The sequence below is a fragment of the Streptomyces coryli genome (assembly GCF_011044975.1).
Taxonomy (GTDB): domain Bacteria; phylum Actinomycetota; class Actinomycetes; order Streptomycetales; family Streptomycetaceae; genus Streptomyces; species Streptomyces coryli.
Genome location: NZ_JAAKZV010000011.1, coordinates 18,156 through 39,129 on the forward strand (window position 1 = coordinate 18,156; position 20,974 = coordinate 39,129).

General features: G+C 71.6%; 18 protein-coding genes. 12 read left to right on the plus strand and 6 right to left on the minus strand.

Annotated elements, in window-relative coordinates:
- Positions 1 to 84: 84 nt before the first annotated feature.
- The 5 genes from G5C51_RS04805 (at position 85) to G5C51_RS04825 (ending at position 5,712) form a co-directional block, all read left to right on the plus strand.
- A complete protein-coding gene (locus G5C51_RS04805) occupies positions 85 to 1,107 on the plus strand; it encodes a sugar ABC transporter substrate-binding protein (RefSeq protein ID WP_165232171.1) in 1,023 nt (340 codons plus the stop codon).
- 50 nt (positions 1,108 to 1,157) lie between these two features.
- Complete coding sequence (locus G5C51_RS04810) at positions 1,158 to 2,189, plus strand: ABC transporter permease (protein WP_165232173.1); 1,032 nt, start codon at positions 1,158 to 1,160, stop codon at positions 2,187 to 2,189.
- Positions 2,189 to 2,971: an ATP-binding cassette domain-containing protein gene (locus tag G5C51_RS04815; protein WP_165232177.1), complete on the plus strand. Its 783-nt coding sequence runs from the start codon at positions 2,189 to 2,191 to the stop codon at positions 2,969 to 2,971. The genes G5C51_RS04810 and G5C51_RS04815 overlap by 1 nt, the downstream gene beginning before the upstream one ends.
- Positions 2,968 to 3,999 (plus strand): LacI family DNA-binding transcriptional regulator, encoded by a 1,032-nt coding sequence (locus G5C51_RS04820; protein ID WP_420824783.1) that lies wholly within the window; start codon positions 2,968 to 2,970, stop codon positions 3,997 to 3,999. The genes G5C51_RS04815 and G5C51_RS04820 overlap by 4 nt, the downstream gene beginning before the upstream one ends.
- Before the next feature lie 228 nt (positions 4,000 to 4,227).
- Positions 4,228 to 5,712, plus strand: coding sequence for a sugar transferase (locus tag G5C51_RS04825; RefSeq protein ID WP_165232179.1), 1,485 nt, complete (start codon positions 4,228 to 4,230; stop codon positions 5,710 to 5,712).
- Between the two features lie 32 nt (positions 5,713 to 5,744).
- Here the strand turns inward: G5C51_RS04825 and G5C51_RS04830 are convergent, their stop codons facing one another.
- A complete protein-coding gene (locus tag G5C51_RS04830; protein ID WP_165232182.1) occupies positions 5,745 to 6,710 on the minus strand; it encodes a GDP-L-fucose synthase family protein in 966 nt (321 codons plus the stop codon).
- Between the two features lie 45 nt (positions 6,711 to 6,755).
- On the opposite strand from G5C51_RS04830, the gene gmd reads away from it, so the two are divergent.
- Genes gmd through G5C51_RS04850 form a run of 4 tightly spaced genes read left to right on the plus strand, consistent with a single transcriptional unit; the run spans position 6,756 to position 11,132 of the window.
- Positions 6,756 to 7,769, plus strand: coding sequence for a GDP-mannose 4,6-dehydratase (gene gmd / locus G5C51_RS04835; RefSeq protein WP_165232185.1), 1,014 nt, complete (start codon positions 6,756 to 6,758; stop codon positions 7,767 to 7,769).
- Between the two features lie 23 nt (positions 7,770 to 7,792).
- The gene (locus G5C51_RS04840; protein ID WP_165232188.1) at positions 7,793 to 9,886 is read left to right on the plus strand and encodes a DNRLRE domain-containing protein; all 2,094 of its coding nucleotides are present in this window, start codon (positions 7,793 to 7,795) and stop codon (positions 9,884 to 9,886) included.
- Entirely contained in the window at positions 9,886 to 10,299 is a 414-nt protein-coding gene (locus tag G5C51_RS04845; protein WP_165232191.1) for a hypothetical protein, read from the plus strand. Before G5C51_RS04840 ends, G5C51_RS04845 begins: the two co-directional genes overlap by 1 nt.
- Positions 10,296 to 11,132 (plus strand): glycosyltransferase family 2 protein, encoded by an 837-nt coding sequence (locus tag G5C51_RS04850; protein ID WP_165232194.1) that lies wholly within the window; start codon positions 10,296 to 10,298, stop codon positions 11,130 to 11,132. Before G5C51_RS04845 ends, G5C51_RS04850 begins: the two co-directional genes overlap by 4 nt.
- Here G5C51_RS04850 and G5C51_RS04855 read toward each other — a convergent pair.
- Entirely contained in the window at positions 11,120 to 12,277 is a 1,158-nt protein-coding gene (locus G5C51_RS04855; protein ID WP_165232197.1) for a glycosyltransferase, read from the minus strand. The genes G5C51_RS04850 and G5C51_RS04855 overlap by 13 nt on opposite strands.
- Positions 12,278 to 12,415: 138 nt before the next feature.
- Here G5C51_RS04855 and G5C51_RS04860 point away from each other — a divergent pair, with 138 nt between their 5' ends.
- Entirely contained in the window at positions 12,416 to 13,993 is a 1,578-nt protein-coding gene (locus tag G5C51_RS04860) for a hypothetical protein (protein WP_165232200.1), read from the plus strand.
- Here the strand turns inward: G5C51_RS04860 and G5C51_RS04865 are convergent.
- From G5C51_RS04865 to G5C51_RS04875, 3 genes are read right to left on the minus strand one after another with little or no spacing between them, the layout of a single operon-like run.
- On the minus strand, positions 13,953 to 15,299 hold the full coding sequence (locus tag G5C51_RS04865) for an MATE family efflux transporter (RefSeq protein WP_240929393.1): 1,347 nt from the start codon (positions 15,297 to 15,299) through the stop codon (positions 13,953 to 13,955). The genes G5C51_RS04860 and G5C51_RS04865 overlap by 41 nt on opposite strands.
- A 38-nt stretch (positions 15,300 to 15,337) precedes the next feature.
- Entirely contained in the window at positions 15,338 to 17,101 is a 1,764-nt protein-coding gene (locus G5C51_RS04870) for a tyrosine-protein kinase domain-containing protein (RefSeq protein WP_338118013.1), read from the minus strand.
- Complete coding sequence (locus G5C51_RS04875; protein ID WP_338118014.1) at positions 17,098 to 18,465, minus strand: glycosyltransferase; 1,368 nt, start codon at positions 18,463 to 18,465, stop codon at positions 17,098 to 17,100. The genes G5C51_RS04870 and G5C51_RS04875 overlap by 4 nt, the downstream gene beginning before the upstream one ends.
- Before the next feature lie 102 nt (positions 18,466 to 18,567).
- Here G5C51_RS04875 and G5C51_RS04880 point away from each other — a divergent pair, with 102 nt between their 5' ends.
- The gene (locus G5C51_RS04880; RefSeq protein WP_165232204.1) at positions 18,568 to 19,047 is read left to right on the plus strand and encodes an FAD synthase family protein; all 480 of its coding nucleotides are present in this window, start codon (positions 18,568 to 18,570) and stop codon (positions 19,045 to 19,047) included.
- On the opposite strand, the gene G5C51_RS04885 is transcribed toward G5C51_RS04880, so the two are convergent.
- The gene (locus G5C51_RS04885; RefSeq protein ID WP_165232207.1) at positions 18,980 to 19,690 is read right to left on the minus strand and encodes a CDP-alcohol phosphatidyltransferase family protein; all 711 of its coding nucleotides are present in this window, start codon (positions 19,688 to 19,690) and stop codon (positions 18,980 to 18,982) included. The two genes, G5C51_RS04880 and G5C51_RS04885, sit on opposite strands and share 68 nt — an antisense overlap.
- A gap of 144 nt (positions 19,691 to 19,834) precedes the next feature.
- Between G5C51_RS04885 and efeO the strand changes: the two genes are divergently transcribed.
- Positions 19,835 to 20,965: an iron uptake system protein EfeO gene (gene efeO, locus G5C51_RS04890; RefSeq protein ID WP_165232210.1), complete on the plus strand. Its 1,131-nt coding sequence runs from the start codon at positions 19,835 to 19,837 to the stop codon at positions 20,963 to 20,965.
- Positions 20,966 to 20,974 lie beyond the last annotated feature (9 nt).

A 20,974-nucleotide genomic window follows, 5' to 3' on the forward strand; every position in this document is an offset into this window, starting at 1 on the left:
GAGTCCATCATCTCCGTCAATCGCTGTCAACGTTGACATATGTCAACGATGACACCACCTCTGCCCGTACGGGAGCCGTCAGACATGAGCATCTTCCGCACCCGCACCACCCTCAGCAGATCAGCCGCCACCGCGGCCGCCGCCGCCCTCCTCGTCGCCGGACTCGCCGCCTGCGGCGAGGGTGCCCAGGGCTCCGGCGGCGACGGCGAGGTCAAGGTCGGCCTGATCACCAAGACCGACACCAACCCGTTCTTCGTGAAGATGGCGCAGGGCGCCAAGCAGGCCGCGAAGGCCAACGGCGCCGAACTCTCCACCGCCGCGGGCAAGTTCGACGGCGACAACGAGGGCCAGGTCACCGCCATCGAGAACATGGTCGCGGCGGGCGTCGACGGCATCCTCATCACGCCCAACGACTCCAAGGCCATCGTCCCCGCCATCAAGGCCGCCCGCGCCAAGGGCGTCCTGGTCATCGCCCTGGACAGCCCCACCGAGCCGCGCGACGGCACCGACGCGCTCTTCGCCACCGACAACTTCAAGGCGGGCGAGCTGATCGGCGCGTACGCGAAGGCCCGGATGAAGGGCAAGCAGGCGCGGATCGCCACCCTCGACCTCGCGCCGGGCGTCGCGGTCGGGAAGCTGCGGCACGACGGCTTCCTGAAGGGTTACGGGATCAAGGCGGGCGACAAGTCCATCGTCTGCTCCCAGGACACCCAGGGCGACCAGTCCAAGGGCCAGGCGGCGATGGAGAACTGCCTGCAGAAGGCCCCGGACATCAACGTCGTCTACACCATCAACGAGCCCGCGGCGCTGGGCGCGTACACCGCCCTGAAGGCGAAGGGCCGGGCCAAGGACACCCTCATCGTCTCGGTCGACGGCGGCTGCACGGGGGTCAAGAGCGTCAAGGCCGGGAAGATCGCGGCGACTTCGCAGCAGTACCCGCTGAAGATGGCCGCCGACGGCGTGAAGGCCGTGGTCGAGCACGCCGAGGACGACAAGAAGGTCAGCGGCTACCACGACACGGGGGTCACTCTCGTGACCGACCACCCGGCAGCCGGCTCCGGCGCTGCGAAGGACTCCAAGTACGGGCTGGACAACTGCTGGGGCTGAGCCCGCAGCGCACCGATGACCACCGCACGTATCCAAGGAGAAACCAGTACATGAGCACGACCGCAGCACCGCCCAATGCCTCACCCCCAGCCCGTAATGCCCATACCGCCGAACCCACCGGCGCCACCGCCGCATTGCGCCGCTTCGCCGCCACCCCCACCGCCGGGCCCGCCGTCGCGCTGCTGGTCGCCGGGCTCTTCTTCACCCTCCAGTCCGACCGCTTCCTCTCCGGCGGCAATCTCGCCCTCGTCATCCAGCAGGTCATGGTCGTCGGCACCCTCGCACTCGGCCAGACCCTCATCATCCTGACCGCCGGCATCGACCTGTCCTGCGGCGCGATCATGGCCTTCGGCGGCATCGTCATGGCCAAGCTCGCCGCCGACGGGACGCTGCCCCCGCTCGTCGCCATCGCCGCCGGCATCGGCGTCTGCACGCTCTTCGGCGCGGCGAACGGCGCGCTGGTGACCTTCGTCCGGCTGCCGCCCTTCATCGTGACGCTCGGCATGCTCAACATCGCCTTCGCGCTCACCCACATCTACTCCGACGAGCAGACCGTCACCGACCTCCCGGGCGCGCTGACCTGGCTCGGCGAGACCTTCCCGATGGGCCGCACCGATATCTCGTACGGGTCCGTCCTCACCATCGCGCTCTTCCTCTTCTTCGCGTACGTCCTCGGGCAGACCGCCTGGGGCAAGCATGTCTACGCGCTGGGCAACAGCCCGGAGGTCGCCCGCCTCACCGGCATCCGCACCACCCGCCTGAGGCTGGCCGTCTTCACCGTCGCCGGCTTCATCTACGGCATCGCCGCCCTGCTGCTCGTCTCCCGCACCGGCGTCGGCGACCCGAAGGCCGGGCAGACCGACAACCTCGACTCGATCACCGCGGTCGTTCTCGGCGGCACCAGCCTCTTCGGCGGCCGCGGCCTCGTCCTCGGCACCCTGCTCGGGGCGCTCATCGTCGGCGTCTTCCGCAACGGACTGCAGCTGATGGGCGTCGGCTCCATCTACCAGACGCTGATCACCGGCGGGCTCGTGATCATCGCCGTCACCGTCGACCAGATCTCCCGCCGGAGGACGCGCTGATGACCACCTCCACCAGCACCCCGGTCCTCCAGGCCCGCGGCCTGGTCAAGCGCTACGGGCACGTCACCGCCCTCGACGGCGCCGACTTCGACCTCTACGCGGGCGAGGTGCTCGCCGTCATCGGGGACAACGGCGCCGGCAAGTCCAGCCTGATCAAGGCGCTCACCGGCGCCCTGCAGCCGGATGAGGGGACCCTCCACCTCGACGGCAATCCGGTCCGCTTCCACGGGCCGCTGGACGCCCGCCGGCACGGCATCGAGACCGTCTACCAGGATCTCGCCGTCGCCGCCTCGCTCGACATCGCCAGCAATATGTTCCTCGGCCGCGAGGTACGGCGGCGCGGGCCGCTCGGGTCCGTATTCCGGATGCTCGACAAGAAGCGGATGCGGGAGGAGTCCGCGGCGCACATGGCGGACTTGAAGATCGGGCTGCGGTCGCTCACCCAGTCCGTGGAGACGCTGTCCGGCGGGCAGCGGCAGGGCGTCGCGGTGGCGCGCGCGGTGGCCTGGGCGCGGCATGTCGTGGTGATGGACGAGCCGACGGCGGCGCTGGGGGTGAAGGAGTCCGGGCAGGTGCTCGACCTGATCCGCCGGGTCCGCGACCGCGGGCTGCCGGTGGTGCTGATCAGCCACAACATGCCGCATGTCTTCGAGATCGCGGACCGTATCCATGTGCAGCGGCTGGGGCGCCGGGTGGCGCAGATCAGCCCGCGGGACTACGGGATGTCCGATGTGGTGTCGATCATGACGGGGGCACGGGAGGCCGATCCGGTGCCAGAATGACCACCATGGCCCACGACGCCCGCCGCCGCCCCACGCTCGCCGACGTGGCCGCGCGGGTCGGCGTGAGCGCCAAGACCGTCTCGCGCGTGCTCAACGAGGACGGGCCGTCCTCGGCCGCGACCCGCGAGAAGGTGCTGAAGGCGGTCGCCGAGCTCGGCTTCCAGCCGAATCTGATGGCCCGCAACATGCGGGTCGGCAACCGCGACTCGACGATCGGTCTGATCGTCCCGGAGATCGGCAACCCGTTCTTCGGGACGGTCGCCGGCGGCATCGAGGAGGCGGTGCGCGAGCGCGGCCTCACCCTGCTGCTCGGCTCCTCGGACGAGACCGTGGCGCAGGAGCACGCGCTCGTCTCCACCTTCCTCGCCCGCCGGGTCTCCGGGCTCATGGTGGTCCCGGCCAGCGGCGGCGACCACCGCTATCTGCGCCGGGAGCGGGCCGACGGGCTGCCGCTGATCTTCCTCGACCGGCCGGCCTCGGGTCTTGCCGCGGACTGCGTGGTCAGCGCCAACGCCGAGGGCGCGCAGCTCGGCACCGGGCATCTCATCGCCCACGGCCACCGCCGGATCGCCTTCATCGGCGACCGCCCGGCCGGCCTCTACACCCGCAAGCAGCGGCTGCGCGGCTACCGCGAGGCGCTGGCGGCGGCCGGGCTGCCGTACGACCGGGCGCTGGTCGTGGACGCCCACGACCCGATGGCGGCGGACACCGCGGTGCGCCGGCTGCTGGCCCTGCCGGACCCGCCGACCGCGCTCTTCACCGCGAACAACTTCGCCTCCCAGGGCGCCGTCTCCGCCCTGTCCGAGGCCGGCCGCCGGGACCTCGCGGTCGTCGGCTTCGACGATCTGCCGCTGGCCGGCGCGCTCCGGCCGGGGCTGACCGTGGTCGCCCAGGACCCGGCCGCGATCGGCCGGGCGGCGGCGGAGGTGGCACTCGCGCGGCTCGACGGGGACCGCTCCGGGGCCCGTACGACCACGCTGCCGGTGAAGCTCATCGAGCGCGGGTCCGGCGAGTTGCCGCCGATTTAGCGGAATCAGGCATTCCGTACATCCTTCCGTAACCCACGTGGGTCCTACCTCCTGGACATGAGCACGCTCTCAGTCCAACCGGTGTGAACCAGACAACAACGGGGGGTCTCCTATGTGCAAACACAAGCGAAATTACGGGACTTCGCTTATGGTTCCCGGCATTACGGTGCAGCGCTGACTGGGGAGGCAGGCTGCACCGATCGTTGTCGCGATGTACCTGGGGGGAACATGCGGCGTATCGGAGCTGCCGATACGGAAGTCATAGATCCGAGTCCGCGCAGACGCAGACGGGTGTCCCGCGCTACGCGCGTCGGCGACAAGCCCCGGTGGTATTTCCCGGGGGCGCTGGCCGTCGGGGTGGCCGGGGTCGCGGTGCCGGTGCTGCTGCTGTTCTGGCTGACCGGGCAACCGCGGCCGGTGGCCTGCGCGTTGACCGGTACCGCGCTGTGGCTGGCGGTGCAGGCCGGGCAGCGGCGCTTCGACTCCCGGCTGATCGGTGAGTCGCGCTCGGTGCTGGCCACCGTGCAGGACTGGCTGATCCTGCTCGGGCTGCTGGCGCTCGCCAGGACCGCCACCGGCGAGCACTCCGACCCGATCGTGGCGCTGCTGGCGCTGCTGCCGGCGCTGGTGGTGACGGCCGCGTACCGGATGACCGTGCACGTGCACCTCCAAGCGTCCCGCCGGGCGGCCTACGCCGTGCGCCGGGTGCTGGTGGTCGGGGAGCCGGGCGCGGCGGACGCCGTCGTCGGGCACCTGGCGTCCCGTACCGACCACGCCTATGTGGTCGTCGGCGTGGTGCCGGTCGGCGACGCCGCCAACGGCAGCGGCGCGCCCGAGGCCGCGCGGCTCGGCGCCGTCCCGCCCGGGGCGCCGCGCTGGGATGCCGACGCCGTGCTGGGCGCGGCCGTCGAGCACGCCGCCGAGCTGGTGCTCGTCGTGCCCGGGCCGCTGCTGTCCGGGGCCCGGCTGCGCAGCCTGGCCTGGTCGGTGCACGAGTCCGGGCTGCCGATGGCGGTGCTGCCCGGCGTGACCGAGGTGGCCCAGCGGCGGATGCGGCTGTCCGTGGCGGCAGGCCTCGCGGTTTTGCACATAGCGCCGCCGCTGCGGCGCGGCGCCCAGGTCGCGCTGAAGTCCGCGCTCGACCGGATCGGCGCGGCGGTCGGACTGGCCGCGCTGGCACCGCTCTTCGCGGTCCTCGCGGTGGCGATACGGACCGGGTCGACCGGCCCCGTCTTCCACCGGCAGCAGCGCCTCGGGCGGGACGGCGAGCCGTTCACGATGTGGAAGTTCCGCACCATGGTCGTCGACGCGGAGGCCCGGAAGGCCGAGCTGGCGGCGGTCAACGAGCACGAGGGCCCGCTGTTCAAGATGCGCAAGGACCCGCGGGTGACGCGGGTCGGCTCGCTGCTGCGCCGCACCTCGCTCGACGAACTCCCGCAGCTGATCAATGTGTTGCGCGGCGAGATGTCCCTGGTCGGCCCGCGGCCGCCGCTGCCCGAGGAGGCCGAGCGTTACGACGAGGTCGAGGCGCGGCGGCTCGCCGTGAAGCCGGGGATGACGGGGCTGTGGCAGGTCAGCGGGCGCTCCGACCTGTCGTGGGACGAGACGGTGGCGCTGGATCTGCAGTACGTGGAGAACTGGTCGCTCACGTACGACGTGGACGTCATGGCCAGGACCGTCAAGGCCGTGGTGGACGGGCGGGGAGCATATTGAGCGCCGCCGCCCGCCGCCCCGCCCGCCACCGGTCAGCCCTTGGTGCGCCACTCCTCGTATACGGCCGCGATGCCCTCGCGCAGCGGGATCTGCGGCTTCCAGCCCAGGGCCGTCATCCGCGATACGTCCAGCAGCTTGCGCGGGGTGCCGTCCGGCTTGCTCATGTCCCAGGCGAGCTCGCCGTCGTAGCCGACGACGCCGGCCACCGTCTCCGCGAGCTCGCGGATCGTCAGGTCGTCGCCGCAGCCGACGTTGACAGGACCGTCCCCGTCGTAGTGGCGGAGCAGCACCTCGCAGGCCGACGCCAGGTCGTCCACGTGCAGGAACTCGCGGCGCGGAGTGCCGCTGCCCCACAGGGTGACCTCCGGCGCGCCGGCCTCCTTCGCCTCGTGGAAGCGGCGGATCAGGGCCGGCAGCACATGCGAGGTCTCCAGGTCGAAGTTGTCGCCGGGCCCGTAGAGATTGGTCGGCATCGCCGAGACGTACGACGCCCCGAACTGGCGGCGGTACGACTGCACCTGCACGATGCCGGCGATCTTGGCCAGCGCATACGGCTCATTGGTCGGCTCCAGCTCCCCCGTCAGCAGCGACTCCTCGCGGATCGGCTGCTCGGCGAGCTTGGGATAAATGCAGGACGAGCCAAGGAAGAGCAGCCGCCGCACGCCCGCGGCGTGCGCGCCCGCGATGACGCTGAGCTGGATGCGCAGATTGTCCTCGAGGAACTGCACCGGATAGGTGCTGTTCGCCATGATCCCGCCGACCTTCGCCGCGGCCAGCACCACCGCGTCCGGGCGGGCGGCGGCCAGATAGGCCGCCGTCGCCGCCGCGTCCCGCAGGTCCAGCTCCGCCCGCGTGCGGGTCAGCACGTCATAGCCATCCGCCGTCAGCCGGCGGGTCACCGCGGACCCGACCAGGCCGCGGTGGCCGGCGACGAAGACGGAGGCGGGGGGCGGCAGTAGGTCGTTCTCGGCAGTCGGGGCCGTCGCATCGGTCGTCATGGCAGCAAACCTAGTTCATAACCATTCTTTTAGGGAGAAATCTCCGTGAGCAAAACCGCGCTGATCACCGGCGTGACGGGGCAGGACGGGTCGTATCTCGCCGAGCTGCTGCTCGAAAAGGGCTACACCGTGCACGGCCTGGTGCGCCGCTCCTCCTCGTTCAACAGCGAGCGCATAGACCACATCTACGAGGAGCCGCAGGAGCCGGGCCGCCACCTGATCCTGCACCACGCCGACCTCGCCGACGGGGTCGCGCTGGTGAACCTGCTGCGCGACATCCAGCCCGACGAGGTCTACAACCTCGGCGCCCAGTCGCATGTCCGCGTCTCCTTCGACGCACCCCTCTATACGGGCGACGTCACCGGGCTCGGCTCGATCCGGCTGCTGGAGGCGATCCGGGCCAGCGGCGTGGACACCCGCATCTACCAGGCCTCGTCCTCGGAGATGTTCGGCGCCGCCCCGCCGCCGCAGAACGAGAAGACGCCCTTCCACCCGCGCAGCCCGTACGGCTGCGCCAAGGTCTTCGCGTACTGGGCGACGGTCAACTACCGCGAGGCGTACGGCCTGTACGCCGCCAACGGGATCCTCTTCAACCACGAGTCCCCGCGCCGCGGCGAGACCTTCGTGACCCGGAAGATCACCCGCGCGGTGGCCCGGATCAAGGCGGGCCTGCAGGACCGCCTCTACCTCGGCAACCTCGACGCCGTCCGCGACTGGGGCTACGCCCCCGAGTACGTCGAGGCGATGTGGCGGATGCTGCAGTGCGACGAACCGGACGACTACGTCGTGGCCACCGGCCGCGCCGCCACCGTCCGCGACTTCCTCCAGGAGGCGTTCAACCACGCCGGCCTGGACTGGGCGGAGCATGTGCGCTTCGACCCGAAGTACGAGCGGCCCAGCGAGGTCGACGCGCTCATCGGGGACGCGTCCAAGGCCGAGGAGCAGCTGGGGTTCAAGCCGCTGGTCGGCTGGCAGGAGCTGGCCCAGATCATGGTCGACGCCGACATCTCCGCGCTCGACGCGGAGCTGGCCGGGGCGACCGTGCGGATCGACAGATGACAAGCCAGGGGGGACACACCCGCATGTTCAGACGTAAGAGGCCGGCGGCCCTGGCGGCCGCGTTCGCCATGACGGCCGCCGCGCTCACCGGGCTCGCCGGGAGCGGCGCCGCGACCGCGCTGACGCCGCCGGTCGCGATGACCGCCGACGACCTGCCGACCTGGCAGACCAACGGCGTGGTGTGGACGCTCGCCGAATCGAATGGCACGGTCTTCGCCGGCGGCACCTTCTCGGCGGTACGGCCGCCCGGGTCGCCCGCCGGATCGAACGAGCAGCAGGCGCTCAACTTCGTCGCCCTGGACGCGGCGACGGGCGAGCCGACCGGCTGCAAGCTCAACTTCACCATCGGCTCAGGCACCGCGACCGTACGGGCCCTGGCAGTCTCGCCCGACGGCTCGACGCTCTACGCGGGCGGCGACTTCGGGGCGGTCAACGGCGTCTCCCGGAGCCGGGTGGCCGCGATCGACATCGCCAGCTGCTCGGTGAAGACCGGCTTCAACGCCGGGTCCGTCAGCGCCCGGGTGCATGGCCTGAGCGTGGCGAGCGGGCGGCTCTATCTGGCGGGCGACTTCAACACGGTCGCCGGGCAGACCCGCAATAAGTTCGCCGCGGTCGACGCCTCCACCGGCGCGCTGTCGTCCTGGTCCGCCAATGCCGGTACGGACCGCGCGGGCCGGGCGATCGAGGAGACCCCGGACGGGCAGCACGTCGTCCTCGGCGGCGACTTCTCCGAGCTCAACGGCGCGCCCGCGCAGTCCCTGGCCGTCGTACGGGCCGACAACGGCGACACCGTCAAGGCGTACAAGCCGGTCGACAACAACTGGAACCGCCCCGGCGAGATGCGCAGGACCTCGACGGTGAAGGACCTGCACGTCGACTCCACCGGCATCTACACCGGCAACGAGGGCACCGGCGGCGGCGTCTTCGACGGCCGCCTCGCCATGAACCTCGGCGACTTCTCCGAGCGCTGGCGCGACACCTGCCTGGGCGCGACCCAGGCCGTGATCGCGTACAAGGAGGTGCTGTACTCCTCCTCGCACGCGCACAACTGCGCCTCCGAGGGGCAGTTCAGCGAGCTCAACGAGCGGCAGCACCTGCTCGGCGAGTCGATCAACACCGACCGGCCGCTGCTGTCCTGGTTCCCGGACACCGACGACGGGCCCTCCGGCACCGAGCAGATCGGGCCGCGGGCGATGGCGGTGTCGTCGAAGGACGGCAAGGACTTCATGTGGGTCGGCGGCGAGTTCACGCGCATCGCGTCGAACGGCAACAAGCTGCAGCAGGGCCTGGTGCGCTTCGCCAACACCCCGGACACCCGCGCCCCGGCGGCGGCCCCGGACGAGGTGACCGCGGCGAATGTCACCGGCGGCGTGCAGCTGAAGTGGCGGACCGGCTGGGACCGCGACGACAGCAGGCTGACGTACACGATCTACCGGAACGGCACCGCGCTGGCGGACAAGCCGACGCTGGACTCGAAGTTCTGGACGCGCCCGCAGGGCTCGTTCACGGACGGCAGCACGCAGCCCGGCACCACGTACACGTATCAGATCGCGGCGAGCGATCCGGAAGGCAATACCGCCAGGTCGGAGACGGTCTCGGTCACCACGCCCGGCACCCCGACCGAGACCACGATCGAGCGGACGGCGACCGCGGACGCGTACGTGAACGGCGCGGCCACGGGTGACAACTACGGCACCCACCAGCAGCTGTTCGTCCGCGGCAGCTCCCCGTATCTGAGCTATCTGCGGTTCTCGCTGCCCCAGGCGCCGAGCGGCATGGTGCTCAAGAGCGCGAAGCTCACGGTGCGTACGACCTCGGACGCCACCGCAGGGACGCCGGACGACATCAGCGTGCAGCCGGTGACCGGGAGCTGGGAGGAGGCCGCGGTGACGTACGCGAACCGGCCGGCGCTCGGGTCCGGGACGCTCGGGACGGTCGCCGGGCCCACGGAGCTCAACACCGACTATGCGGCGGACCTTTCGACGTCTTCGCTGTCGGGTGCGCTCGGCGGTGACTACGACGTGGCGCTGACGTCGGCGGGCTCGGACGCGGTGCGGTTCTGGTCGCGGGAGACCTCGAACGATCCGAAGCTCACGCTCACCTTCGGGACGCCCTGATGCGTACGCGAATCGCCGCGGCCGCGCTGCTCGGGGCGCTGCTGATGACGGGGTGCGCGGGCGGCTCCGGCGACGGCAAGGGCGGGGCGGCGGGCACACCGTCCTCCGCCCGGCCGGCCGGGCCCGCGCCCTCGCCGTCCGACGGCGGACCGACCGAGAAGGCGCCCGAGTCGAAGCTGAAGCCCGCCACCGGGTCGTTCTCCAAGAAGGAGAAGCAGTACCTGGTGGGCAAGGTGCCCAAGGGCGTGGACCCAGCCGCGATCCTGCAGGCCGGGCAGGACGCCTGCGACCGGATCGGCGAGGTCGCGAAGGTGGACGAGAAGGCGGCGCGGAGCGCCATCCGTACCGGCGAGATCGCCAATGCCGAGGACGCGATCCGCACGCTCTGCCCCACGTACAAGGAACTGCTATGAGCAAACTGCCCATCGTCGTCGCGATCCCGACCAAGAACGAGGCCGCGAACATCGTGACGACGGTGCGGTCCGTCATCGACCACGTCGAAGCCGTCGTCGTGGTCGACTCGGACAGCACCGACGACACCCAGAAGCTGGCCGCCGCGGAAGGCGCCGAGGTCGTCCCGTATGAATGGGACGGCAAGTACCCGAAGAAGAAGCAGTGGTGCCTCGACCATGTCCGTGCGGACATCCCATGGCTGCTCTTCCTCGACGGGGACGAGACGCCGAGCGCCGAGCTGCTCGCCGAACTGCACCGGATCTTCGGGCAGCCGGGCCGCGAGGTCGCGGTGGCGGCCTTCGACATCCCGCTCGGGTACTGGTTCGCCGGGCGGCGGCTCAAGAACGGCTACACCATCGTGAAGCGGGCGCTGATGCACCGCGGGCGCTGCCGTTTCCCCGAGCTCGGGGACCTCGACGCGCCCGGCATGGGCGAGCAGGAGGGGCACTACCAGCCGATCGCGGACGGGCGGGTGGTGCGGCTCTCGGCGCCGATCGAGCACGAGGATCTGGATCCGGTACGGACCTGGTTCGACCGGCACAACCGGTACTCGGACTGGGAGGCGTGGCTGGAGCACCACCCGGAGGTCCGGGAGGAGATCCGGGTGGCCAAGACCCGGCAGGGCCAGCTGTTCCACAAAGCCCCGTTCAAGCCGCTGGTGTCCTTTGCGTACGCCTACGTGCTCAAACGGGGCTTCCTGGACGGGCGCGCGGGTCTTGATTACGCGCTCGCCATGTCCTTCTACCGGTGGCAGATCGGGCTGAAGACGCGGGAGGGTCCTCAGGCCGGCTGACCGGCCACCCGCTCATAGACCCCGATCAGGTCCTGCACCACCGCGTCGATCGTGAACCGGTCCTGCACCAGCTGCCAGGCCGCCTGCGAGGCCCGCTCGTTGGCGGCCGGCTCCAGCAGCCGCAGGATGCCGTCCGCGACCAGCGCGGTGTTGTCCACGGACCGGTCGGGGTCGCTTTCCGTGACCACCCCCGCGCCGTACTCGGCGATGTCCGGGGCCTGGCCGCAGAAGCGGGTGACGACGACCGGGACGCCGACCGACATCGACTCCAGCACGGAGACCGGGAACGGCTCGTAGGTGGCCGGGAGGACGTACACGTCCGCGGTCCTGAGGAAGTCGGTGACCTCGTCCCGGGCCACGGACCCGACATAGCTCACCGCGTCCCCGACGCCGAGCTCGCGGGCGAGCTCCATCATCGGCCCGGCGAGGGCGCCGGTGTCGGGTCCTGCCAGGATGAAGCGGGCGTCCGGGTGCTCCTTGCGCACCAGCGGGATCGCGCGGATGAACTCCTCCGGGCGCTTGCGCTCCTGCACCCGCGCCATGAAGACCACCGTCGGCGGCCCGTCGGTGCGCTGCGGGCGGCGGTCCTGCGGCGGGACGCCGTTGACGAGGCGGTGCGCGCCCGGGAGCGGGGTGTCCGGGATGACGGCCTGGATGTCGTCCCGCTCCACCTCGGTGAGATAGAGCACGCCGTCGGCTTTACGGAGCGCCCGCTTGAGGCCGAGCATGTCGACGATCCGCGCGACCTGCTTCTCCGTCGTATCGATCATGCCGTGCGTCTGCAGCACCACCGGCACGCCGGCCTGCTGGGCGATCAGCGCGAACGGCAGCGTGATCAGGTCGCGCATCAGGTGCACGTGCACCACGTCGGCGCCCTTGACCAGCCGCCGGGCGCGGGCCAGCAGCGCCGGTGACGTAATGCCGCTGACCTCGAAGCGCGGCAGCACATGGCGTGCTTGGTGCAGCCAGGCCGGTACGCCCTCGATGTCGCGCGGCAGCGGCCCGTCGTAGCCGTCGCCGAGCGTGGCGATACGGGCGTCGACGCCGCGGGACCTGAGGCCCTTGGACAGATTGACCGCCACCTGCGTCGGCCCGCCGAAGGCATTGTCCGGCGTGTGCAGTGTGACGGCATGCAGAACTCGCACGATTGAGGTCCCCTCCCCGCGGACGCCCCCCGGCGCCCGTACTTTCGCAAACCTGATCCTACCGGGCGTACAACCCCGGGCCTACCCGAAGTGTCTTGTGTGGTGCAGGCTTTGAGCTGGGAAATCGGGGGGAGAGGCATGGCGGGGCACAACCGGCGCGCGGGCGAGAGCCTGGTGGAGCAGACCGTCCAGATGCGCAGGGCGCCGCTGGCGGCCGCTGCCGCGCGGCCGGCGCCGGCGGGCGGCAGGAAGCCGCTGCCGCCGCTCGAGATCCCGCTGCGGCCCGCGCCGCGGGCGCTGCTGTCCAGGGCGCTGTCGGTGCCGCTGGTGGTGGCGCTGGTCGGGCTGCTGCCGGCCGGGGTGGCGGGGCTCGCGCAGCCCGGGGTGCGGGACGCGACGTTCTGGCTGCAGCTGGCGGTCACCTGTTACGCGGGCGCCCGGCTGGCGGCGATGGTGCTGACCGCGCGGCGGCGGCTGATCCAGGGGACGTTCTGGCTGTTCGGGTACGTGGCGATGGGCGTCGCGCCGCTCGCGCAGATCGTGCTGGGGCAGACGCCGACGCCGCTGATGGGCGCGCGCGGCGACTTCACGCTCGCGGTGGCACTGGTGCTGCTCGGCTTCGTCGCCTTCGACCTGGGGACGCTGCTGGCGCGGCACCGGCCCGCGGCGCGCGGGGCGCGGGTGCGGCGGCCGGCTCTGGTGAGCCGGCCGCGGCTGTACGTGCTGGTGGTGGTCGCGTACGTCGGCAGCGCGGCGCTGATCGCGTCCTTCGGCGGGCCGGGCCCCTTCTTCGACAGCCGGCAGGCGATCAGCGACGAGCTGACCGCGGGCGGCGCCGCCACCTCGCAGGTCGGGTCCGCCTTCCTGCGCGGCTTCGGCACGGTGCCGGCGCTGCTGGCGCTGCTGATGCTGACCCGGTGGATGGTGCTGTCGCGGCGGGCCCGGCGCAATCCGCGGGTGCTGCTGCCGTGGGTAGGGCTCGTGCTGGTCAACTGCATCGTGAACAACCCGGTCTCGAACCCGCGCTACTGGTTCCTGACCGTGCTCTTCGCGCTGCTGTTCACCGTCTTCCCGCGCAGCCCCGCGGTCTATCGCGCGGCGCTCGCGGGCGGGGTGGCGGCGGCGGTGCTGCTGTTCCCGTTCGCCGACAAGTTCCGCTACGACGCGGACGGGCGGTCGGCGCAGGCCGAGTCGTCGTCGGTGCTGGAGCCGCTGGTGCTGAAGGACTACGACCAGACGGTGATGTTCGCCAACACCATCTCGTACGTGGAGGCGGGCCAGGGGCAGGGCCGCGGCCACACGCTGGGGCGGCAGTTCGCCTCGTCGACGTTCTTCTTCGTCCCACGCTCGGTGTGGCCCGACAAGCAGCTGGACTCGGGCGTGAAGGTCGGCCAGTGGATGGGCATGTCGAACGTCAACCTGTCCTCACCGCTCTGGGCCGAACTGTGGCTGGACTTCGGCCCGGTGGGGATGGCGGCGGGACTGATGGCGGTGGGGTACGCGGCAGCGCGGACGGACCGGCGCTTCGCGCGCTCCGGACATGTGTCACGGGACCCGGGGTCGGTGCTGGCGACGGTGGTGCCGGCGGTGGCGGGCTACTCCTTCATCCTGCTGCGCGGCCCGCTGCTGCAGGCGACGGGGCGGATCGGGATCGCGGTGCTGTGCCTGGCGCTGGTCACGACTTTCCGGTCCGACGAGCGGAAACTGCTGCGCTGACGCCGCCGACGGCGCCTTCGGCGCCGGGGGTTTCGGGGCCGGTGTCGTCGGCGTCGTCGCCACTCGCCCCGGCCGCCTCGCGCGCCGCCTCCTCGCGCCGTACGGCGGTGATCCGCAGCCACAGCGCCGCCGCCTTCATCGCGGAGCCCGCTGCCAGGCCCCATGCCGCACCCTTCACCCCACCGAGCGCGTAGCCGCCGAGCATCGCGGCGACGGCGAGCAGCGAGAAGACGATCTGGATCGGCATCGTCGCCTTCGGCCGCAGCACCCGCAAGGTGAGCAACGCGCTGGTGCCGAGCGCGATGGCCGCGTACTGGGTGCCGGTGGCGGGCAGCAGCGCGGACGCGGTGGCCCAGGTGTCGCCGAGTATCTCCCGGCCGAGGCGGTCGGGCAGCAGGGCAAGCGTGGTGGCCCACGCACCGGCGACGCCCGCCAGCACGACGGCCAGCACCGCGCCCGTACGCACCTTCCGCCGCACCCCGCCGACCCGTCCGAGCAGTGGCGGCCCGAAGCCGGTGGCGGAGTTGTAGAGCACATTCATCGGCCCGAAGAGCGTGGTCGCCCCGCGCAACGCCCCGACCGCCAACTGGCTGGCGACCAGCCCGAGCCCGAGCACGGCGATCTGGCTGGAGCCATTCCCGACTGCGAACTCGACGACGAACCGACGACCGAGATGGTCACGGCGGAGATACGAGCGCCAGCCGAGACTGGGGACGGGGGTGGGGGCGGAGGCGCGATTGGCGCCTCGCAGCCGCCTGGCGAGCAGCGCCCCGGCAAGGGCGAGCGCGGGCAGCGCGGACAGCCCCCACACCGCGACCAGCCGCGCCGCACTGCTCCCGTCCGGCTGCACCGCGAGCGCAGGGAGCACCGCGGCCAACCGCAACGCGTCGCCCGCCAGGGCGTAATGCGGCAGCTGCAGCGTCGAGAAGCAGTACCGCAGCACGTCCTGCACCAGCACCACGGGCAGCACGAGGCCGAGCGCGGTCAGCCCGGCCGCGACCTCCCCGGGCACGAAGGCGAGCACCGCGGCCGCCGCGCCACCGACCACGGTCGCGGCGAGCGCCGTGAAGCCCACGGCCCCACGACAGGCCGCCATCCGCTCCGCACCGCGCCGCAGCACGAGCGCCTGCCCCACGTAACTGGTCTCGACCCCGAGCAGAAGCGTGAACACCACGTAGACGACCGAGAACACCGCGAAATCGCGCACCGTCGACAGCCGCGCCGCCATCACCAACACCGCGATGTTGGTAAGCGCCGCCACCCCCTGATCAGCCACCGACGACAGCACGGCCCACCGCGCCCGCAACGCGCCCCCGTCCCCTCCCCCCGCCGCAGGCGACTCGCTCACCGCGAGCTGGACCGCACGCCGTCGCCGGCCTGCGAGCCGTAGCCGGCCTCGTCCGGTGGCGGGCCGAACTCCCCCGCCGCCGAGCCGTTGCCCGACTTCGCGCCGAGGGCGCCGGGCGGTCCCGGCGGGCCGGGGTCACCGTTCGCGCCCGATCCGCCGCCGGGCGACAGCACATCGTCCGCCGACAGCCCGCCCTGCTTGCGGCGTCGCCCCTTGCGGCCCTTCGGGTCGGTCCCGCCGTCGCCGAAGGAATGCAGCACCGCGCCCAGCACCGCACCGCCCGCGCCGCTGATCAGCTCGCGGACCCGGACCAGGTCCTCGCGGTGCACCTCGCGCGGGTCGCAGACGACCAGGACGCCGTCCACCCGGTCGGCGAGCGCGATGGCGTCCGCGTACGACAGCACCGCCGGAGCCAGCGCCACCACGACCGAACCGGGGGCGTCCGCCTCGGATATCAGCCGCGTCGCGGAGGCGGAGGTAAGAGCCCGCGCCGGATTGCGCACGCGGGCGCCGGGGATCAGGTCGAAGGCGCCCGACTCCCCCGCGTCGATCGGTATCTGCGTGCCGGTCGGCCAGCCGGTGTCGCCCTGCGGAGGATTGCGGACCCAGCCGGGGCGCACGCCCTCGGCGGTGCGCAGGCGTTCGTGCAGTGTCGGGGTGCGCAGGTCGGCCTCGACCAGCATTACCTCATGGCCCATCTCCACGAAGGACGCGGCCAGGTTCACCGACACGGCGGCAGCCGTATCGCTGCTGCCGCGCGGCGCGACCACCAGCAGTCGCCGCCGGTCGGCGAACCGCGGGCCGTAGGCCAGCCGGAAGGCCACCGAGCGATACTCCTCCGCGGCCCTGCCCACCGCCAGCAGCGGCCCGGGCCGGCGGCCGCGCGGCAGCTTGCCGAGCACCGGCGCGCGCAGCGCCCGCACCACATCGCCCTCCGACCGCGCCGTCGGGTCGAAGACCAGCCGCACCCACGCCGCCAGCAGCCCGACGCCGAGCCCGACCGCGGCGCCGAGCCCGAGCAGCATGAACAGGCCGGGCCCTGACGGCTCCTGCGGCTTCTCCGCCGTACGCACCACATAGCCGGGCGTGGTGTCGATGGCCTGCACCTTCGCCCGGTCGGACGTGATCTCGCCGATGCTCTGGCTGAGCGAGGCGCGGGCGGACAGCGCGGACTCCAGCGCCCGGCCCTCCCCCATGCCGGCGATGCGCCGGTCCAGGTCCTCGCGCTCCTGCACCAGCGGCTTGATCTGGCCGTCGTAATTCTTCACGTTCCGGTCGATGGTGCGCTCGATCTGCTGCCGCTTGTACGTCAGATAGGCCTTCGCGAAGGCGTTGGAGCGCTTGGCGGCGATCTCCGGATCCGCGGCCGCGTAACTGAAGCGCAGCACCATCGTGTTCGGCGGGTTGGTGACCTGCAGCCCGGACTGGACGCGGCGCCCGGCGTCGGCGCCGAGGTCGTCCTCGACCAGCCGCGCCACGGAGTTGCTCACCGCCGTCTGCCGCTCGGTGCCGACATTCTCCTTGATGCCGGAGCCCCCGCCGCCGGCCGGCGCGAACGGGTCGAGGCTCACCTGCCGGATGGTGACCTCACTCGTGGCCACATACGACTCGCCGCCGCCCAGGCCGATCCACCCGCCGCCGAGCAGCCCGAGCAGCACGCCGAGCACCAGCATCCCGCGATGCCGCAGCAGCTGCCGGAACTGATCGCGCAGCAGATCCGGTTCGTCCTGCGCCTGCGGCGCACGGAACTCCTGTGTCACTGTCCCCCCTTGGCCGGCATCCGAGCCAGTCGCTCCCCCGCGCCGGCTTCGTTCGTCCGTTCAGCATTCGGCCGTTCAGTACCCGGCCGTTCAGTATTCGTCCGCTCAGTATGAGCGCGCGGCGACCGCGGCTGCCTCCCCCTGTGGACAACCTCACCCACCGCCTCCTCCAGCAGCGCCGTAACCCGCGCAAGCCCCGCCTCCCGGCTCAGCTCGGCGTCCACATAGCGCGGCCCGGCCGCCCCCAAGTCATCGGCACGCGACGGCTCACCGGCCAGCTCGCGCACCGCCGCCACCACCGCCCCCGGGTCCTCCGGCGGCACGATCACCCCGGCCCCCGACCGCAGCACCTCCGCCGCCGTGCCGCCGTCCGCCGCCACCGACGCGACCACCGGCCGCCCCGCCGCGAAGTACGAGGTGAGCTTTGACGGCACGCTCATGTCCTGCACCGACGCCCGCTGCGCCACCGCCAGCACATCCGCCGCCGCCAGCACCTCGGGGAAGTCGTCCCCCGCGGCCGGCGGCAGGAAGTCCAGGTTCGGCAGCCCGCCGGCCAGCTCGCGCAGCGCGTCCCGCTGATTGCCGTCCCCCATCAGCACCACGCGTACGTCCGGCGCCTGCCGCGCCGCCGCGACCAGCACCTCGAGGCCCTGCTTGAAGCCCATGTTCCCGGAGTGCAGCACCACCGTCTGCCCGTCCCGCCAGCCCAGCCGGGCCCGGGTCTCCGCGCGCGGCCGCGAAGGGCGCGCCACATGCGACCAGTTGGGCACGAGGCGTATGCGGTCCTCGTCCACCCCCATCGCGACCACCCGCTCGCGGAAGGTCTCGTGTATCACCCCGATCAGCGCCGCGGACCGCAGCACCCGGCCCTCCACGGCCGCCGCGGCCGCCGCCGCCCGGCCGCCGCCCGCGATGCCGCTCTGCGCCGCCGCCGCGCCCATCAGGTCCTGCACCACCGGCACGAACGGCACCCCGTACCGCCGCGCCAGACGCGCCGCCAGCACCCCGCCGGCCAGGCTCGGCAGCTGCGCGGCCACCACGTCGGGCCGCCCCATCCGCGGCGGCGCCACCAGCCCGTGCCCCAGGATCGACGCCTCGTACAGCGCCCGCGTCAGCGCCGTCTGCCGCCGCGGCACGGTGTGCAGCCGGCGGTGCACCCGCACCCCGGCCCGCACCTCCTCCGCACGCCAACGCCCCCGGTACGCGGCGGCCGTTCGCCACTGCGGGTAGTGCGGCATCCCGGCCAGCACGTGCACCTCGGCGCCCAGCTCAGCCGCCCAGTGTTCGGCCGCTTGTGTGGCATACGGGCCGATACCCGCCTCTTCTGGTGCATAGTTGGTAGAGACGAGCAGAACACGCAACACGTAAGATTTCCCCCTCGTTAATGCCGAAGACCGCTATGGTTGACACTTCTGACGGCCGGGGGGTTGTGCCAGAAGTGACAGATTCCGTGGGGGGATTCAGAGATGCCGCATGTTGTCGGCTATGCACCAGGGGTCTACGACCTCTTTCACGTAGGCCACCTCAACATCCTCAGACACGCGCGCTCCCAGTGCGACTACCTGGTCGCGGGCGTCGTGTCCGACGAGATGGCCGAGCGTGCCAAGGGGCGGCCGCCCGTCATACCGCTGGTCGAGCGGCTGGAGATCGTCCGGTCGATACGGTTCGTGGACGCCGCGTTCGTCGAGACGGTGCCGGACAAGCTGGAGACCTGGCAGCAGGTCCGCTTCGACGTGATCTTCAAGGGCGACGACTGGCGGGGTACGTCCAAGGGCGCCCGGCTGGAGCGCGACTTCGCCACCGTCGGCGTGGAGGTCGTCTACTTCCCGTACACGGTGCACACCTCGAGCACCCAGCTGCGCCGGGCGCTCGACGTGCTCAGCGAGCCACTGCAGTCAGCTCCCGGAACCACTTCGCCAGGAACGCCGCAAGAAACAGCACGTTGACGGCGAAAAGCACGGCATATCCGGCGAGGAAGGCGTCCTCGCTGCCGAGCAGCAGGAAGACCAGGCAGAAGACGCCGTAGTCGACGGGCAGCAGGGCCACGGCGCGCACCCGCGAGGGTGCCGCCGCGGGCCCGCCCGCCGCCGGCTTCGCCCCGAGCTTGTCCCGCAGCAGCCCCGCGCAGAAGATCAGCACCGCGGCGAACTGGAACCCCAGCGGCAGCAGCAGCCAGCCCTCGCCGGGCAGTTCGAAGAAGCGGTAGAAGGAGATCAGCACGGCGGCGTGGATCGCGATGAGCTTCCCGCAGTCCACCACGTGGTCCAGCCACTCCCCCGCCGGGCTGCTCGCCTTCCGCAGCCGCGCCAGCTGCCCGTCGGCGGAGTCGAAGGCGAAGCCGAGCACCAGACCGGCGTAGACGAGCACGGCCAGCGTCCAGCCCGGGGGCACGAGCGCGACGGCCGCGATGGCGGCGGCGCTGAAGCCGGCGCTGATGAGCGTGACGTGGTTCGGATGCAGGCCCGCGACGTACGAGGCGGCCGCGAACCGGCGGCCCAACGGGCGGTTGATGTACCGCGAGTAGAGGGAAACTCCCTTGGCCGTTTTCTGCGCATTGCGCAGGTCTGTCAGCGCTGCCCCGTATGTCATGGGGGGATTGTGATCGCTACGGGCGCGAATGCGCAGCCGCTTGGTCAAAAGAGACTGAAATCACTGGACCGCCCGCTGCTGCTGAGGTAAGCCTCAGTTAAGTTAGGCCAGCCTAAATCCGCTGCGTCCCCTGGAGTCCCCGCCATGCGAGCCGTCCGTCTGTCTGTCTCCGTAGCTGCCGCCGCGGCCCTCACCGCCGGCGTCGCCGGCTGCGCCGAGAAGAGCGACGGCGCCTCCGGCGACGGCGCCATCCAGGTCACCGCCACCGACAGCAAATGCGATGTCTCGGACAAGGAGTTCCCGGCCGGACACGTGAAGCTGGCCGTCGAGAACAAGGGCTCCAAGGTCACCGAGGTGTACATCTACGCCCCCGGCGACCGGATCGTCACCGAGCGGGAGAACATCGGCCCCGGCACCAAGGCCGAGATCACCGCCGAGGTCCGCGCCGGCGACTACCAGATCGCCTGCAAGCCCGGCATGAAGGGCCACGGCATCCGCCAGGACGTGAAGGCCAGCGGCAAGGGCGCGGCGAAGAAGCTCGACCCGCGCCTGGACAAGGCGGTGGCCGAGTACCGGAAGTACGTGCAGACCCAGGCCGACGAAACCCTCCCGCTGGCGCAGAAGTTCGCCGACGCCGTCAAGGCCGGCGACATCGACGCGGCCAAGGCGGCGTACGCCCCGTCCCGGATCGGCTGGGAGCGCACCGAGCCGGTGGCGGAGTCCTTCGGCGACATCGACCCGAAGGTCGACGTGCGCGAGGACGGCCTGGAGAAGGGCCAGAAGTGGACCGGCTGGCACAAGCTGGAGAAGGCCCTCTGGCAGGACGAGAAGATCACCGGGGCCGACAAGAAGCTCGCGGACACCCTCATGAAGGACCTCAAGGACTGGGTGCAGAAGGTCGGCCGCGCCGACATCAACCCCACCTCGATGGCGAACGGCGCCAAGGAGCTCCTCGACGAGGTCGCCACCGGCAAGGTCACCGGTGAGGAGGAGCGCTACAGCCACACCGACCTGGTCGACTTCAAGGCCAATGTCGAGGGCGCGCAGAAGTCGTACGAGCTCCTGCGGCCGGTCGCCGCGAAGAACGACCCGGAGCTCGCCAAGGAGCTGGACACCCAGTTCAAGGCGATCAACAAGCAGCTGGCCGGCTACGAAGAGGGCGACGGCTACGTCTCGTACGACACGGTCGGCAAGAAGGAGCGCAAGGAGCTCTCCGACGGCGTCAACGCCCTCGCCGAGCCGCTGTCCAAGCTCGCCGCCGCGGTTGTGAAGTAGGGGGTACGG